Annotated in this window: 11 protein-coding genes; 9 read left to right on the top strand and 2 right to left on the bottom strand. The window is 64.3% G+C overall.

Annotated elements, in window-relative coordinates; translation table 11 throughout:
- Nucleotides 1-82: 82 nt before the first annotated feature.
- From LDN95_RS15605 to LDN95_RS15625, 5 genes are all read left to right on the top strand, one after another.
- Nucleotides 83-3,241 (top strand): TonB-dependent receptor, encoded by a 3,159-nt coding sequence (locus tag LDN95_RS15605; RefSeq protein WP_226018522.1) that lies wholly within the window; start codon nucleotides 83-85, stop codon nucleotides 3,239-3,241.
- A 120-nt stretch (nucleotides 3,242-3,361) separates the two neighbouring features.
- Nucleotides 3,362-4,909 (top strand): tryptophan halogenase family protein, encoded by a 1,548-nt coding sequence (locus tag LDN95_RS15610; protein WP_226018523.1) that lies wholly within the window; start codon nucleotides 3,362-3,364, stop codon nucleotides 4,907-4,909.
- 11 nt (nucleotides 4,910-4,920) lie between these two features.
- Nucleotides 4,921-5,625, top strand: a complete 705-nt coding sequence (locus LDN95_RS15615; protein ID WP_226018524.1) for a SapC family protein — start codon at nucleotides 4,921-4,923, stop codon at nucleotides 5,623-5,625.
- Entirely contained in the window at nucleotides 5,604-6,335 is a 732-nt protein-coding gene (locus LDN95_RS15620) for a DUF6445 family protein (RefSeq protein ID WP_226018525.1), read from the top strand. Before LDN95_RS15615 ends, LDN95_RS15620 begins: the two co-directional genes overlap by 22 nt.
- A gap of 65 nt (nucleotides 6,336-6,400) precedes the next feature.
- Nucleotides 6,401-9,868: an ATP-binding protein gene (locus LDN95_RS15625; protein WP_226018526.1), complete on the top strand. Its 3,468-nt coding sequence runs from the start codon at nucleotides 6,401-6,403 to the stop codon at nucleotides 9,866-9,868.
- On the opposite strand, the gene LDN95_RS15630 is transcribed toward LDN95_RS15625, so the two are convergent.
- A complete protein-coding gene (locus tag LDN95_RS15630; protein WP_226018527.1) occupies nucleotides 9,826-10,422 on the bottom strand; it encodes a response regulator transcription factor in 597 nt (198 codons plus the stop codon). The two genes, LDN95_RS15625 and LDN95_RS15630, sit on opposite strands and share 43 nt — an antisense overlap.
- A 184-nt stretch (nucleotides 10,423-10,606) precedes the next feature.
- Between LDN95_RS15630 and LDN95_RS15635 the strand changes: the two genes are divergently transcribed.
- The 4 genes from LDN95_RS15635 (at nucleotide 10,607) to LDN95_RS15650 (ending at nucleotide 16,982) form a co-directional block, all read left to right on the top strand.
- Nucleotides 10,607-13,072: a TonB-dependent receptor gene (locus tag LDN95_RS15635; RefSeq protein ID WP_226018528.1), complete on the top strand. Its 2,466-nt coding sequence runs from the start codon at nucleotides 10,607-10,609 to the stop codon at nucleotides 13,070-13,072.
- Between the two features lie 32 nt (nucleotides 13,073-13,104).
- Nucleotides 13,105-14,322 (top strand): MFS transporter, encoded by a 1,218-nt coding sequence (locus LDN95_RS15640; protein WP_226018529.1) that lies wholly within the window; start codon nucleotides 13,105-13,107, stop codon nucleotides 14,320-14,322.
- A gap of 20 nt (nucleotides 14,323-14,342) precedes the next feature.
- The gene (locus LDN95_RS15645; protein ID WP_226018530.1) at nucleotides 14,343-16,040 is read left to right on the top strand and encodes a tannase/feruloyl esterase family alpha/beta hydrolase; all 1,698 of its coding nucleotides are present in this window, start codon (nucleotides 14,343-14,345) and stop codon (nucleotides 16,038-16,040) included.
- A gap of 177 nt (nucleotides 16,041-16,217) precedes the next feature.
- The gene (locus tag LDN95_RS15650; protein ID WP_226018531.1) at nucleotides 16,218-16,982 is read left to right on the top strand and encodes an SDR family oxidoreductase; all 765 of its coding nucleotides are present in this window, start codon (nucleotides 16,218-16,220) and stop codon (nucleotides 16,980-16,982) included.
- A gap of 35 nt (nucleotides 16,983-17,017) precedes the next feature.
- On the opposite strand, the gene LDN95_RS15655 is transcribed toward LDN95_RS15650, so the two are convergent.
- The gene (locus LDN95_RS15655) at nucleotides 17,018-17,557 is read right to left on the bottom strand and encodes a hypothetical protein (protein WP_226018532.1); all 540 of its coding nucleotides are present in this window, start codon (nucleotides 17,555-17,557) and stop codon (nucleotides 17,018-17,020) included.
- Nucleotides 17,558-17,559: the final 2 nt, after the last annotated feature.

The following is a 17,559-nucleotide window of genomic DNA, read 5'->3' on the forward strand; positions in this document are numbered from 1 at the left end:
AGGGGATAAATTCCCTTTGAGTTCGATATTTTCGATAGGGGGAGGATTTATGGCATATTCTACGATACGACAGGCGCTACTTGTGTCTACTGGTGTCGTCAGCTCGATTGCCGCTCCGGCCACGGCCCAGGCAGCGGTGGAGCTCAAGCAGTTCGCAATCGAAGCGCAATCCGCCGAAACCGCAATCGGCCTGTTCGGTCATCAGGCAAGTGTGCAGATCGTGGCACCGCGCAAGCTGACCAGATCGGTGCACACCAACGCCGTGTATGGCGAACTGACCGTCGTGGCAGCGCTCAATCGCCTGTTTGCCGGAACGGGTCTCGACGGACGGCAAACCGGTCCGCAGACGTTCGTGATCGTGGCAAAGCCCGCCGCTGCGGCCAAGGTCGCGGTCGCGGCCGCGGCCTCGGCCGGATCGATCAGCCGGGTCGTCGCGCTGGCGGATGCTCCCGTTGCGGCAGACGCGCAGGCGCCCGGCGTCGGTCAGGCTGAAGTCCCCAGCGTTCCCGATGCGGGGCCGATCGTGGTGACCGGCCTGCGCGCCAGCCTCGACAATTCGCGTGGAATCAAGCGTTCGGACTCGGGCATTGTCGATGCAATCGCGACCAAGGACATCGGCAAATTGCCCGACGCCAACCTGGCCGAATCGCTGCAACGCATCAGCGGTGTGTCGATCGACCGTTCGGGCGGCGAAGGCGCCTTCATCACGGTGCGTGGCTTTGGTCCCGAATTCAACACCGTGCTGATCAATGGCCGCCAGATCGCCACTCCCACCGATCCCAGCCAGGCATCGGGCCGCGCCTTCTCCTTCGACACGCTTGCATCCGAGCTGGTTTCGGGGGTTTCTGTCTACAAGTCGTCGACAGCGCGGTTTCAGTCGGGCGGCGTGGGCTCGACAGTCAACATCAAGACGGCGCGTCCATTCGATTACAAGGGGTTGAAGTTTTCCGCCACGGTCGACGGCAACTACGATACCAACGCAAAGAAGGCCGCTCCCGACGCTTCATTCCTGTTTTCCGACACGTTCGACGATGGCCGGTTCGGCGTGCTGCTGTCGGGTAGCTACCAGCATCGCCACACGTTGCTGAAGCAGGCGCAGACCGATGGCTGGCTGGTCAATCCCGGCGTGCCCGCGTCACAAGTCAACGGCGGTGCAGGCGCAACTTCGGCGTCCAATCCGAACGGCAACATTTTCATCCCGCAGAACTTTGACAGCAAGGTCACCCGCGAGGACCGCGAACGCATCGGCGGCACGCTGGTGCTGCAATATCGCCCGAATGACGATGTCACGGTGACCGCAGACGCCCTGTACACGAAGTTCACGAATACGACCGACACACGGTCTTATGGTCACTGGTTCACCGCTTCCAACCTGACGAATGTCACGACCGACGCGCATGGCACCGCAACCGACCTGACACAGGCGACCGGCATTGCGACCGACTTTCACGACAAGAAGTTCGACAAGCGCACCAATACCCGCGAATTGGGCCTGAACGTCGACTGGGCGATCAGCCCTTCGGTCACGCTGACGCTCGACGGCACGTATTCGCTGGCCAAGGAAGATCCCAACGGTGGCCGCGAAGCCTATCTTTCGCTGCTCGGCTATCTCACCGGTTCGGAGCGTTACCGCTCAGACGGTTCGGTTCTGCCGTGGGGCACCGAAACCCTGCCGACTTACGCCAATCCCGCAAGCCCGTGCGGTTCGACGCCGACCAATTCGGGGGTTGCGGCCAGCGGTCCGGTGGTCGGTGCCGGCCAGTCGGTTTGCGAGCATGTCATGCTGCTGCGCGGCTATGGCGTGCGCGATGAAGTGGGCCAGTTGCGCGCCGATTTTGCCTACAAGGGAAGCAGCGACGAAGGCTTCACCAAAGCCAACTGGGGGCTTTACTGGTCGTCCGACACCAAGGAAACCTCACTGTTTTCGAACGATGGTGGGACGGGTTGCACCACTTGTGGCTACAACGCGCCGCCGCCTGCGGGTACCGTCATTTCGACCTTCAACGCCGGCAGTGGCTTCCTGTCGGGGGTCAGCGGATCGGACCGTTTGCCCACCCAATGGCTGACGTTTGACGGCCCCGCGCTGTTCGATGGCATCACTCAGGCACAACGCAAGACCAACCCCAATTTCACGTTCGCCCCGCAACTGGTCAATGACACGATCGTCAAGGAACGTGTGCTCGGCGGCTATCTGGAAACCGAATTTGCCGGCAGTGTGGCCGATCGTCCGTTGTCGATTGTCGCCGGTGTGCGTCTGGAAAGCACAACCACCAGCCTGAGCGGGCTGGCAACCGCCTATACCGCGCTGGTCAAGCTGGCCAACGACCAGACGCAGTATGGATCGACCTCATCGGGTACGACGCGGACCCCGGGACGGACCCACTACCTCGACATCCTGCCGAACATTGCGCTGAAATGGCTCGTCTCCGATCACTTCACGGTGCGTTTCGCAGCATCGCAGACGATCACCCGGCCAACGCTTGAGCAATTGTCGCCGGTCACCACGCTGGTGACGCTGCGTCCCGGCAACTTCGCCGCGAGCCGGGGCAATCCCGAACTCAAGCCCTTCCGGTCGAACAATCTCGATGTCAGCCTTGAATACTATTACGGTCGGTCGAGCTATGTTTCGCTTGGCGCCTATGTCAAGGATGTCAGCAATTTCATTGTGTTGAACCAGACGACGGGGCCGGTCGCGGGTGCCAGCGGCGTCCTGCTCGATCCGGCCAGCGGCACGCCGGCGCAGTTCACGGTCACCGCACCGGTCAACGGTCAGAACGCGACCGTCACCGGGCTTGAGGCGGCTTGGCAGCAGACAATCGGCGATACCGGTTTCGGCTTCCAGTTGAACGGCACGCTGGTCGGTTCGAACCGCCAGCTCAATCTGCAGGATCTCACCAACAAGTTCGCGCTGACCGGCCTGTCCAATTCGGCCAACGCGGTGGCGTTCTATGACAAGCACGGCATCGAAGCGCGTGTGGCGTTCAACTGGCGCGATCACTTCCTGCAGTACCTCGCTCCGCCGCCGCTGAATGGCGCGGGCCAAGCGGTGACCCAGGTAAGGGCATACTCGCAGGTCGATGCGAGCCTGACCTATCACATCAACAAGGCTTTCTCGGTCTTTGCCGAAGGTGCCAACATCTTCGACAACAAGGCTGAGAAATACGCTTATTTCACCAACCAGTTCCTTTATGCCGAGGACAGCGGGCGACGCCTGAAGGTGGGGGCGCGCATCAACTTCTGACGTTTCTGGCGGTTACGCGGGCGTGACAAGGAGCCCTGCCCCCTCGCGGTCAGGGTTCTTTGTGCGTAACCTTGCCGGCATAGTTCGCCAAGCACGAACCGGGTAAGAATGGGATCAGGCATGCCGCGCGAGATCAATTCGGTCTGCATAGTAGGTGGGGGATCGGCGGGCTGGCTGACCGCCGGGCTGATCGCCGCGCGTCATGGCGGGCCCGGTGGGCTCAAGATCACGCTTGTCGAAAGCGTGCGCCTTGGGATCATCGGCGTCGGCGAAGGGACATGGCCGACGATGCGGCATACTTTGCACAAGATCGGTATTTCTGAGACCGACTTCATCCGCGCGTGCAGCGCCTCATTCAAACAGGGCGCCAAATTCGCCGGCTGGCAGACCGGCGCAGCGGACGATTTCTATTATCACCCGCTGGTTCTGCCCGAAGGGTTCCCCGATCTTGACCTCGCGCCCTACTGGCAGGCGGCGGGCGAGGGACCGAACACGCCGTCGTTTTCGGATGCCGTGTGTTTTCAAGAGTTTCTGTGCGAAAACAACCTTGCGCCGAAATTGATCACTTCGCCCGAATATGCCGGTATCGCGAATTACGCCTACCATCTCGATGCCGTTCGCCTGGGCGAGCTGCTTCATGCGCATTGTGTCGATAAACTTGGCGTGGAGCATATCGACGACGACATCATCGCGGTCGAACGGTCCGAAAATGGCGACATTCGAGCGGTTGTCGGGCAGCGCAACGGTGCGATCGAGGCGGATTTGTTCGTCGATTGCAGCGGGTTTTCCTCGCTGTTGCTGGGGCAGACGCTGGGGGTGCCGTTTTGCGATCGCAGCGACATCCTGTTCATCGACCGCGCGCTTGCGGTGCAAGTGCCCTATCCTGATGCGGACTGCCCGATCGTGTCGCATACCGTCTCAACCGCGCAGCGCCATGGCTGGATCTGGGACATCGGCCTGCAACACCGGCGCGGTGTTGGCTATGTCTATTCGAGCCGTCATGTCGGGACGGACCGGGTCGAAGAGGAACTTGCCCGCTATGTCGGTGCGGGGTTCGACCGGCTTGAGTCGCGCGAAATCAAGATCCATTCAGGCCATCGCGAAATCTTCTGGAAGAACAATTGCGTCGCGGTCGGCCTCGCGGCGGGGTTCCTCGAGCCGCTTGAAGCCTCGGCGTTGGTGCTGGTCGAGTTGTCGGCGGATTACATAGCCACCGCGATGCCAGCGACCCGCGCCGGGATGGATATCGTTGCGCGGCGGTTCAATACGATGACCCGGTATCGGTGGGACCGCGTGATCGAGTTTCTGAAGCTGCATTACGTGCTGTCCGAACGTCAGGATTCGGCCTTCTGGCGCGATAACCGCGATCCGGCGTCCATTCCCGACGACTTGCGCGATCAATTGGAGTTGTGGCGCCATGCTCCGCCCGGCGAACATGATTTCACCAGTGCGCACGAGATGTTCCCCGCGGCGAGCTACCAGTACGTGCTTTACGGGATGGGCTTTCGGATGGATGATGCCGCGTTGGCCCGGCGCGTTCGGCAGCCTGACGCGGCGCGTGACGGGTTTGAACGGACGGCGCGGATGAAGCAGAAGCTGGGGGCCACGATGCCGACCAATCGCGCATTGCTTGGCAAACTGGCAGAATATCGTTTTCAACCAATCTGATCGGGCGGCTGATGAATCTGGTGCAACTCACGCGGCACGATCATGCCGGATTGCGTATCGATCCGGTACGCGCAGCGGCTGCGGCGGCAACCGTGCACATGGTGCCGCTGGTGCTTGGTGAGATCCGCAAACTGGCGCCGCACTTCCCCATCGTGCTGGCCAAGGATGGCGAAACCGGGCAATTCTATCCGGCGGCGCTGCTGGGGCTGGAACCGCACGAAAATCTGTTCTGGACCGGCGAGACCTTCGACGCCGCGCAAGTTCCGCTCAATCTGCTGCGCCTGCCGTTCTTCATCGGCGATGGTGCGATCTGCATCGATGCCGACAGTCCCGCGATCACGCCGGATGGCCCTTGCGCGATCGTCGAGTCCGACGGCAGTGACAGTGCGTATCTGCGCTCGATTCAGGCGATCCTGTCCGACCTTGCCGGCCAGCAGGAGGCAACCCGCCGGTTTGTCGACGCGCTGGTGGCGCGTCGGCTGGTTGTCGAATTGACGCTCGATGTGGCCTTTGCCAATGGCGCAAAAGCGAAACTCAGCGGTCTGTACGGCATTGATGAGCAAGCGCTGGCGCGCGATCCGGCGATAATGGCCGACTTTGGCGACGTGCTGACTCCTGCGGCAATGGTGTTTTCGCTGGATCACATCGCCAGTCTGGTGCGACGCAAGAACACCCGCCTTGCCGCTGAAGCGCAATGGTTCGGCAAACCGGCCTGACCGGCGTGCACGCGGTTCAGGCTCTTTCGCTCGGCCGCGAAGGGGTGCCGCTGCGATGGATCGACGATGCCCACCCCGCACCCGCAACTTTGTGCGCGGCGGCAGAGCGCCTGACTTTCGCACGCTCGCCCGACGATCTCTATCCGGGGCTGCGCGCACCTGTTCCGCCAGATTATGGCGCATGGCTGAGCATGACATTGAATGCTGCCGCAAACATGGGCGGCACGCGCCTGATCGATGCGCGCTTTGCCGTCGTTCGGGACGCGCCCGACCGGCTCGTGCCGATCCAGCGCATTCCCCATTTTGACGATGCCGATCCATCGATCTTTGCTGCGGTTCATTATCTGTGCTCGCCGCCGCATCGCGGCACGGCATTCTATCGCCACCGCGCGACCGGGTTCGAGCGGATCGATGGCTCACGGGTTCCCGCCTGGCGACAGGCGCTGATGGCCGACGCCCGCGCGATCGGCCTTCCTCCACCCGTCTATCCTTCCGGGGCAGGCCCGGCCTTTGAACTGATCGGCGCCGCGCCGCTCACGTTCAACCGGCTCGTGATCTATCCGGCGAATTGCCTGCATGCGGGCGAAATCGGTGATTCCTGGCAGGATGAACATCCGCGTTTGACGATCACCGCGCTGTTTCACTGCGAAAGTGCGCTTCACAACGCGACGGGGCGGGTCGCAACGGGCGGGCCTTCCCGCATCGGTTAGCGAGCCAATCGCGGCCCGTCTGTGGTGATGGCGCGCAGGCCATGACACTGCTATTTGCAAGGGGGATGCCTTCGCTCTGGATCGTGATCGCGGCGATTGCCGCCTATCTCGTCGTGCTGATCGCGATCGGCTGGCGTGCCGATCGGCTGGCGGTCTCGCCGATGCGCGAGCGCCTTCGTCCGGTCCTGCATGGCCTGTCGCTGGCCACCCTGTGCTCGGCGTGGACCTATTTCGGCGCGGTCGGCGATGCGAGCAAGGGCAGCTGGCTGTTCGTCGCCAATGCGCTGGGGCCGATCCTGGCGATCACTGTCGGCTATTCTGTCTGGCGGCGGATCGCCCGGCTTGCCAAGCGGGAGAACGTGGGATCGCTCGCCGACTTTCTCGCCGCGCGCTATGGCAAGAGCCGCAGCCTCGGCATTCTGGCGGCCGTGGTCGCGGGTCTGGGGGCATTGCCCTATATCGCGCTTCAATTGACCGTCCTGACCAGCACTTGGCACTATGTCGGCGGTCGTGCCGATCAGGCCGGTTGGCAGACGGCCGGGCTCACCGCCGTATTGGCCGCCATCGCCATCTTCTTCGGCGCGCGCCGACCCAGCCTGACCCAGCACAACCGCGGCCTTGTCGGCATGCTGGCGTTCGAATCGGTGGTCAAGCTGACGGGTCTGCTCGGCGTGGCGGGGCTCGCGCTGCTCCTGTTTTCGCGATCTCCCATGGGCATCGCGCATTCCTTTGCCGAGGCGATGCCGGTGCGGCCCATGTCGGGCGGCGCGTTCCTGACGCTTGTCATGCTCTGCACGGTGACCGCGTTCACGCTGCCGCGCCAATTCCATCTCAGTTTCGTAGCCATCGAGAATGTCGAGGACAGTCGCTCTGCGGCATGGATCGTGCCGGTCTATTTCACGCTGTGGGTAGCGGCCACGCTGGTCATCGCGGTGGCGATCCGGGCAGGTTATGGTGAGCCGGGAGTCACGCCGCAACTGCAGGTGCTGGGCGTTCCGGCCCACGCCGGATACCCGCTGATTGCCCTGCTTGCGCTGCTCGGCGGGCTCTCTGCAGGGGCGGCCATGGTCGTGGTCGAACTGACCGCAGTCTCGGCCATGGTGTCGAACGAGATCGTGCTGCCATTGTTGTCGGGCACGCTGGGATCGCGTCCGGGCGAGGCCGATGCCGGACGCGCGGTCGTGCGGGTGCGACGCTGGACGATCGTCGCGATGGCGTTACTGGCGTGGTGTTATTTCCTCGGCATCCGTACGGTAGAGGGGCCGACCGAGCTTGGCCTCACCGCGCTTACCGCCTTTGCCCAGCTCATGCCGGCGCTGATCGGCGGGATCTACTGGCGGCGCGGTCATGCCCATGGCGCCATCGCGGGGATCATGGCGGGCATGGCGGTATGGGCACTGGCCATCGCCGCGCCCGCGTTCGTCGCGAACGACGGCCAGTTCGCCAGCCTTGCGCTGGGCAGCCTGTGGCCAAGCCCGGGCTGGCCGACCGAACTGGCGGTATGGTTCAGCCTGGCCCTCAACGGCTCGCTGTATATTGTGGTGTCGCTGCGGACGGTGCCGCGTCTGATCGATACGATCCAGGCCAACAGCTTTGTCGAGGAAAGCGGTCGCGCGCCGCTTGGCGATGGGCGGCAGATCAAGGCGACCGTGGCGCACTTGCGCGCGCTGTTGGTGCAGTTTCTCGGGCGGCAAGAGGCCGACAAGGCACTGCGCGAGTTCAATGCTGATGCCCGGCACGGCGCGCTGGGCGATCAGCAATCGATCACCCCGGCGCTCGCCCGCGCGGCCGAACGGCTGCTTGCCGGGGTCATCGGTGCGCCGTCTGCGCGCAACGTCGTGGCCATCGCGCTGGCGGTCGATTCGCAAGACGCAAATGAGATCAGCAGCATTCTCGACGAGGCGGGGCACGCGGTCCATTTCAATCGCGAACTGCTCCAGACCACGCTCGACAGCTTGCCGCAGGCGGTCAGCGTGCTGGACGCGCAACTCGCGCTGGTGGCGTGGAATGCGGCCTTCCTGCGCTTCCTGTCGATTGCGGTGGACGACGTGCATGTCGGCAAGTCGCTGCCGGCATTGGTGCGGGCGGGCGGTCGATCAGCCGCTGCGCAGGAAACGCGCGAGCGGCTGCTGGAATGCGCCGCCGCGGTGCGCGCGGGCGCGCCGGTCGTCACCGAGCATGACGTGGGCGAAGGTCTTGTCGTGCAGATCGCGGGGCGCGGGCTGGCGGGCGGTGATTTCCTGCTGACGCTGACCGATGTCAGCGACCTGCGCGCCGCCGAACACGTGCTCACGCGCAGCAAGGCCGAGCTTGAGGCATTGGTCGAGGAGCGGACCGCCGCGCTGGTTTCTGCCAACCTCGCGCTGGCTGAAGCCACGCGATTGGCCGAACAGGCGACCCGTTCGCAGCGCCGTTTCGTCGCTTCGGCCAGCCACGATCTGGTCCAGCCGCTCCACGCGGCGCGGCTGTTCATCGGCAATGCCCTTGTCGGCGCGGACGATGCCGACCGGGCGACACCGCTGCTGCGCAAGGCCGACCAGTCGGTCGAGGGCGCGCACCGTCTGCTTCATGCGCTGCTCAATCTCTCGCGGCTCGAGCTCGGCGCGCTTGAGCCCAAGCTCGAGGCGGTCGATCTGGGCGGCCTGTTGCAATCGCTGGCTGAGGAGTTCGCACAGCAGGCGTGCACCCGCGGGCTCGAACTCGTGGTGCTGCCGACGTCCCGCTGGGTCCGCTCCGACCGCGATCTGCTGCGCGCGATGCTGCAGAACCTCATGCTCAATGCGCTTCGCTATACGCCGCAGGGGCGGGTGGTGGTGTGTGCGAGGCTCGCTTGCGCTGGCGCTGACGAAGCTGGGGATGCGGCCGGGGGCAGCGTGCGCATCGAGGTGCGCGATACCGGGGTCGGGATCGCATCCGACAAGCTGCCGCGCGCCTTTGCCGAATTCAGCCGCCTTGATGAAGGTCAGTCGCTCGCTTCGGGCGCGGGGCTCGGACTGTCGATCGTGGCGCGGATTGCCGATGTGCTGGGACATCGGATCGCGGTCCGCTCGGCGCCCGGTCGCGGCAGCGTGTTCTCGATCAGAGCGCCGGTCAGCGCGCCGGTCGTGCGGGCTGCAGCGCCCGCTCGTTCGGTTGCCAACCTTGCCGGCCTGCGTGTGTTGTGCGTCGATGACGAGCACGATGTGCTTGCCGGAACCAGCGCGCTGATCGAGCGGTGGGGGGCGTCGGTCGCGGCGGCGGCATCGTGCGGCGAGGCCCTGCAACTGCCGGGCCAATGGGATGTCGTGCTTGCCGACTATCACCTTGGTGACGGCGATGGCCTTTCACTGTTGCGCAAACTGCGCGAACGCGCGAGGCTGCGCTTGTTGGTCACCGCGACACCCGAAGCAGGCTGGATCGCTAATCTCGGGGATGAGGGGATCGCCTGTCTGACCAAACCGCTCGCGCCGCTCGAACTGCAGGCGCGGCTGGTTGGCGCCTTGCAGTCGATTCAGGTCGAGGATGAACGCTCACGCGCCAGCGCCAGCAACTGAGCCCGGGTCAGGACGCCGAATTTGCGGAACAATCCGGTCAGGTGATACTTGACCGTGGCTTCACTGAGCCCCGTTTCGAAAGCGATCTGCTTGTTCATCAACCCACGATGCACCCCGTTGAGCACGCGCATCTGGGTGGGCGTCAGCGGGGTGCGCCGAGCTTCGGCTTGCGGCTCGGGGAACCACGCCTCACCCGCCAGCAACGCCTCGATCGCCGCCGAGAGTTCTTCCACGCCGGCGGCTTTCGACACGAAGCCGGCCGCTCCGCAGGCCATCGCGGTCTGCACGGTATCGCCATCGTCGCTGGCCGAGACGATCGCCACCGGAATGGCCGGGTGCTCTGCCTTGAGCGAGAGCAGGCCACCCATGCCCTGACTGTCGGGCAGTTTGAGATCGAGCAGGATCAGCGATACCGCACTGCCCGAGACAAGCGTTGCTTTCGCCTCGGCCAATGTGTCGCACTGGCCGATCGCAAGGTCTGCCGCGATCTGGCCGATCGTCGCGGCCAGCGCCTGCCGGAACAGCGGGTGATCGTCGATGAGCAGAACGCGCATTGGTCGCAGGCGGCCTCTGGAAAGAAGGGCGGGGCTTGGTCGGAGTTGATCCGCCAAATCGCAGAAGCGCGCAAGGCTGGCCGTTTAGACGAACGTATAGGCGCTTTCGCCGGGGTGGCGATGTAACTGGTTGTCACCCGTGCGGGGTTCGAGGCGCGGGCCAAAAAATCAGGGAGAGACTTTCATGCTCATCGGGCAACAGGCTCGGCGCGCCGCGCGCCTTGACGCCGTTTCGCTTCACTTCGCAGGCCGCAAGGCGCTGTTTTCCGGCAGCGCTGCATTGGCGGCGCTGGCTTGGGCGAACCCGGCGCTGGCGCAAGATGCGACCGCGCTAGCCGCGGCGCCGTCAGCCGACACCGGCGAAATCATCGTGACCGCACTCAAGCGCGCCGAAAGCGTGCTCAAGGTGCCGGCCGCCATTTCTGTCGTCGGTGGTGGAGACCTGAAGACGGCTGGTGTGAACACCGTGACCGATCTGCAGAATCTCGTGCCCGGCCTGAACATCGGCACCGGAGGGTTCGGCGTCAACATCAGCATTCGCGGCATCACCTCGACCGACCAGACCAGCAAGGGCGAGCTGGGCATTGCCTACAATGTCGACGGCGCCTTCGTCGGCCGGGGCCAGGAACAGGGTCTTCCCTATTTCGACATCGAGCGGGTCGAAGTTCTGCGCGGACCGCAGGGCACGCTTTACGGCCGATCTTCCACGGGCGGTGCGATCAACGTAATCACCAAGAAGCCCGTGATCGGGGCCTTCGAAGGCTACGGCAAGTTCGAGTACGGCAACTACAACACCTTTCGTGGCGAAGCGGCGATCAACCTGCCCGTCAACGACAGGATCGCCATTCGTCTGGCCGGCAACTTCAACGCGCGCGATGGTTATCTGAAGCCGCAAGGCTTCAGCATCGTCGACACGAATGCTGTTCCGCCCACGAACAGCTACACGTTCGCGCCGGGTAGCCAGAAGGCCAAGAACGATCAGTCCGACCGGACCGGCCGCGTGTCGATCGTGATCAAGCCGTCCGACGATGTGACGTTCACCGGGATCGCCACGATTGGCCATCAGGGTGGCGTCGGCCCCGGCCTCGCGCTGCTGGACTCGCTGGATGCGGGCGGCTCGCGTCAGTTCGACATCCTCGCAAACCCGGTTCCCGCCTTCCAGGATACCAATTTCCAGAACTTCGTCGGCATGCTCAACGTCAGGTTCGGTGCCGCGCAACTGGACCTGCTGGCCAGTCATCAGCATTTCAAGGACCATACCCAGGTCACCAGCACCAACAATCCGCTGGCGAACACGACGGGTGCGGGGCCAAGCCCGGTGTTCCCGGGCAGTTCGGCATTCACGCTGGCCGACTATCAGGGCGTGTTCAACACCACCCAGCTGGAAGCGCGGATTTCGAACGCCGATCCCGGTACGCTCGATTATGTTGCCGGGGCGAACTACTACTATGAAAAGACCAACGAGAGCGATCACAACTGGAGTGCTCCGGTGGGAACGCCGCTCGATACCATGACCTATCAGAACGGGATCGATCCGCTCAACACCACCACCCACAAGTCGTACGGTTTCTTTGCGCAGGGAACCTATCATGTCACCCCGCAACTCGGCGTCGTCGCCGGTGTCCGCTATACGCATGACGAGACCGTGCGGGTCGGCACGTTTGCGGTACCCTTCTTCAATCCCGCGCTGGGCTCGCCCTTTTCTCCGGGTTCGGCCTGGCTCGATCCCGATGGCCAGCCTTGCCACTATCCCAATGATTGCGTCGGAAACCCGAACAACGGCAATCAGTCTGACAGCAAGGTCACCTGGCGGCTTGGCCTGAACTACCAGATCACGCCGAAGGATCTGCTGTTCGCTTCGGTCTCGACGGGCTTCAAGGCCGGCGGGTTCAACGATTTTGATCCCAGCACCGGCACTACCGCGCCGTATGGTCCTGAAATGCTGGCCGCGTATGAAGTAGGCTACAAGGGCAAGCTGATCCAGGGCCTGACCCTGACCAGCGACTTCTACTACTACGATTATTCGAAGCAGCAGTTCAATTCGCTCGTCTTCTTCGGTCCGGGCGGCACACCGCCGGGCGTGCTCTATACGGCCATTGGCAGGTCGCACAGCTATGGCTGGGAGAACGAGTTCAGCTATCAGGTTGGCCGCGACACGACGATCAGCGGCAATCTGACACTCAGCCATTCCAGGGTCGACGACCTGTCGACGGGCCGGGTCAGCACCAACCAGTTCCAATATGCCGGCCAGCCGCTTGATCGAAACCCGAAGTTCACGGCAACCGGTGTCATCAACCACAGTTTCGAGCTGGGCGGAGGCGCAAGGATCAAGCTGCGCGGCCTCATCAAATACAGCGCCAGCTACCTGCTGACCGACTTGTCGAATGTGGTCCAATTCCGGCAGAAGTCCTACACCCGCAGCGATGCCAGCATCACGTACGCGGCGGCCGGTGATCGCTTCACCGTTCAGGCCTTTGTCGAAAATATCGAGGACAAGCTGCAAAAGACCGCAGTTACCAGCAATTACGCCGGTGCTTATGGCGGTACGAACGGCAATTTCGTGCCAAGCGCGGAAGCGATCCCCAACTCGCTTGAGTTCGGCGTCAACACGCCGCGCTTCTACGGCATCCGGCTGGGAGCGAAGTTCTGACCGCCCCCGATACGAATTCGCCTGGCCTTGCGATGCAACAGCCGCTCCACGCAAGCGGGCCGGACGGTTCCCTCTGGTCGCGGCGCGGCCGGGCGGTGACCGCGCTGTGTTTCGTGCTCAACCTCGTCGACGGGGTGAATGTCTTTGCGCTGACGTACGTCGCACCTGCGCTGCAAAAGGAGTTCGGAGCGGGGCCAGAGGCGTTTTCGATCGTGTTCAGCATCGGGCTGATCGGCATGGCGATCGGTGGCATCCTGTTGGCCCCGCTGGCCGACCGCTGGGGACGCAGACCGTTGATCCTGCTGGCGCTGGGGCTGATGGCTGCGGCCATGATCGCCAGCGCCGGCGCCACCTCGATCGCGACGCTGGGGCTGTGCCGCCTGATCGTGGGCATCGGGATCGGCACCGTGCTTGCCAGCATCACCGCGCTGTCGGTCGGTTTCGCCCCGCCGCGCTATCGCCACATGGCGGCAGGCATTCCGCAGGCGGGCTATCCGGTGGGGGCGACGATCACCGGTTTCGTCACCGCCTGGGCGCTACCCGTTTATGGCTGGCCGAGCATCTTTGCCGGAGCGGGCCTTGCCACCTTGCTGCTGCTGCCGGTTTGCTACCTGATCCTGCCCGAGGCGCCCGAGCACGGGCACAGCGAGGCACCGCGCCTTGGCATCGCACTGGGCGGGGCACGCAGGCGCAACACCGCGCTGCTCTGGGCCTCGACCACCGGTGGTTTCATGGCGCTCTATTTCATCGCCAGCTGGATCACCAAGCTTGCCATCGAGGCGGGGCTTGCACCGGGTGACGCCATCATCGCCAGCGCGATCTACAGCGGCGGCGCGGTGGTCGGCACCGTTGCCATCAGCATGATCGCCACACGGATCGATATCCGACGCCTGATATGCGGGATGCTGCTGGTTTCGGCGGGCCTGTTTCTGGTGTTCGGCGGCGTCAGGATGAGCCTTGGCGGCATTCTCGTCACCAGCTTCTTCATCGGGGTAGCCATGCAGGGTGGGGTCAACGGCAACTATGCGCTGGTGTCCGCCGCCTACCCCGCCAACATGCGCGCCACCGGGCTCGGCTGGGCGATGGGTGTCGGGCGCATCGGCGCGTTGTCCGGCCCGCTCATCGCGGGTGTCGCAATGGGCCGGGGACTTTCGCTGTTTGCGGTTTTCGCGATCTTTTGCGTGCCACTGGTCGTCAATGCGCTGGCTGCGCTTGCGGTACAGAACGACCTTGGCAACGCGCGCTATTGAAACGGAAGGAGGGCGACAGGATGATGCGCGCAATCGGGATGGTGCTGCAGGCGATGGCCTTGCTGGTCGCCTGCACCTCGCTGGCCGGACCGGCACAAGCCCAGCCCTTTGTGCTGGCCCCGCTACCGGCTGCTGCGCCGGTCGTCGCCTGCGCGAGCCTTGCGCAAGTCGATCTTGCGGCGGTCACGGGCGCGGCTACGACGCTGGTAGCCAAGGAGGTGTCGGGCCAGCAACCCTATTGCGCCGTCACCGGCACGATCGCGCCCGCAATCCGCTTCGAGGTGCGCCTGCCGCTGAAAGGCTGGACCCAGCGCTTTCTTCAGACCGGGTGCGGCGGCCTGTGTGGCAGTTTGCGCATCGAGGCCAACAAGGCCTCAGGCTGCGCCCCCGTCACCGATGGCAGCATCGTGCTCGCCTCTACGGACATGGGCCATCAGGGCATGGACACCGGCTGGGGCGACGATCCGCAAAAGCGCATCGATTTCGCGCATCGCAGCGTCCATGTCACCGCGCTGGCGGCCAAGGCGTTGATCAAGGCGTTCTATGGGCAAGGCCCGCGCTTTGCCTACTTCTCGGGATGCTCGGACGGCGGGCGTGAGGCTTTGATCGAGGCGCAGCGCTACCCGGATGATTTCGACGGCATCGCGGCGGGCGCGCCCGCGCTCAACTTCTCCGTGCAGAACAGCTTTCACCACGGCTGGCTGGCCAAGGCCAACACCGGGCCGGATGGCACACCGCTGCTGACCGCTATCGACATGCCGCTGCTGCACAACGCGGTTCTGGCGCAATGCGATGCGCTCGACGGTCTGGTCGATGGACAGATCACCGATCCGCGTGCCTGCCACGTCGATCCCGGCACGCTGCTGTGCAAGGGGCACCCAGTGGCCGGTCAGTGCCTCAGCGCCGCGCAAATCGCCGCGGTGCGGGCGATCTATGCGGGCGCGACCGGGCCGAACGACGAAAGGCTGGAGGTCGGACCGCTCCAGCCCGGCAGCGAGATGGAATGGATCGGCGTGTTCGTGCCAGTCAGCGCCAAGGCTCCGCTGATGAGCGCGATCTTTGCAGGCGACACGATCAACCACCTGCTGTTCACGCCCAATCCGCAGCCGCCCTATACCGTCGCCAACTTCCCCTTCGATGCGGCGATGCATGCACGGCAGGACGCGGCGCGGGCGCTTTACAACGCCGAGGATGCCGACCTGGCCCGCTTTGCCGGGCATGGCGGCAAGCTGATCTTGTGGCATGGCTGGGCCGATCCGCATATCTCGCCGATCAACACGATCGACTACTTCGCGCGGGTCGGCCGCACTATGAGTGAGGCTGCGCGCGACAAGGCGGTGCGGCTGTTCCTCTTTCCGGGCATGGGCCACTGCGATGGCGGCAGCGGTCCCAACGACTTCGGGCTGCTCGGCGCGCTGATGGCGTGGGTCGAGAGCGATAGCGCGCCGCAAGTGCTGATCGCGAAGCGCGCGGCGCTGCACAAACATGACCGGCGCGGTGCGCCTGAAGGGCCGCCTCAGGACGAACCCAAGGGCCTTCCGCCGATGATGATGGGCCCGCCGCGCCTGCAACTACCCCCGCGCAGCCGCCCGGTCTATGCTTACCCCGCCGTCGCGCGCTACACCGGCTCAGGATCGATCGACGATGCCGCAAACTTCGTTGCGGCCACCCCGGCGCGGCTGGATGACATTGCGGACTGGATTGGCGCGCGCAAGTAAGCGCGGGCTATGCGGCGGGGTTGGGGACATGTTTCGCAATCGCGCGGTTCTTGTTTCGCGTTGGCTGCGTCCTATATGCGGACCTTGGCGAAGGTCGCAATCGCTTGTGCGACTGGTGGCCGGATCACGGGTGCGCCGCGATACCGCCAGCCGAAGCCCCCGACAGGAGCGATCACCATGCAGACCAGTGGCAACACCATTCTTGTGACAGGCGGCGGCTCGGGCATCGGTGCGGCGTTGGCGCAGCGCTGGCACGATGCGGGCAACACGGTCATCGTCGCCGGACGGCGGCTTGAGGCACTGGCCGCCGCGTGCGAGGGCCGTGCGGACATGCATGCCATCGCACTCGACGCGACCGATGCCGCCGCGATCGACGCTTTCGCGGATGAGGTCGTCTCGCGGTTTCCCGCGCTCAACGTGCTGGTCAACAACGCCGGCATCATGCAGTTCGAGACGCTTGAAACGCGTCGCGATCTGGCGGGTGCCGAAGCGACCATCACCACCAATCTGCTCGGTCCCATCCGCCTGATCAACGCGCTGGTCGATCATCTGGTCGCGCGGGGCGATGGCGCGGTGATCAACATGACCTCGGGTCTGGCGTTCGTGCCATTGATCGACACGCCGACATACAACGCGACCAAGGCTGCGCTGCATTCCTACACCATCTCGCTGCGCGAAGTGCTGGCGGGCAAGGTCGAGGTCATCGAGATCGCGCCGCCCGCCGTCCGCACCGAATTGACCCCGGGCCAGTCCGATCGCGCAGCCTACATGCCGCTTGACGCCTTTGCCGACGAAGTCATGGCATTGCTGGCGCAACAACCGACCCCGGCCGAAGTATTGGTCGAAAACGTCAAGTTCCTGCGCTTTGCCGAAGCCGAAGGGCGGTTCGAGGCGACGCTTGGCGCGTTGACCGCCATGGCCCGCAACGCCCGCCATGCCTGACCTCGCACGGGCAAGGCCGACTCGAACCGTTCGGTTCAGGCAGCGGGGGTAAGGGCCGATCCTTGCCGCCGGGCGATGACCTGCTGGGCCAGCCAGGCGCTCGCCCCGAACCACACGATGCCGAATGCGGTTGCCGCCATGACCTTGGCAAAGGATTCGCCCTGCTGGATCAATGGCGCGTTGAGCACGGTCAGGAACAGCATGTAGCTGGGGTTGAACAGGATCGGCAGGCGCTGCGCGATCAGCATGAACAGCGCAAATACCATCAGCAGCAGCGCCAGCACCGCCAAAGCGCTGTTGCCGCCATGCGTGCCCGATTGCAGCAGATAGCTGTTGGCAAGGCCTCCGAACGCACCGATGACCGTGGCGGGCAGGGCGTTGAAGCGCGTGCCGTCGACCGAGGTCCAGAACCACAGCAGCAGGAACGCAGCGTAAAGCGGCTCCAGCTTCAATGCCGATCCGACCGCGAGGAAGCCGCCGATCAGGACCACGATGCCCAGCGTTAGCGCAAGGGCCGTCGCAGCGGACGGAGGTGATGGCGACGCGGCATCGGCCGCAGCGGTGTGCTGTTGCATCG

It is taken from the genome of Novosphingobium sp. FKTRR1 (assembly GCF_020404405.1).
Lineage (GTDB): Bacteria > Pseudomonadota > Alphaproteobacteria > Sphingomonadales > Sphingomonadaceae > Novosphingobium.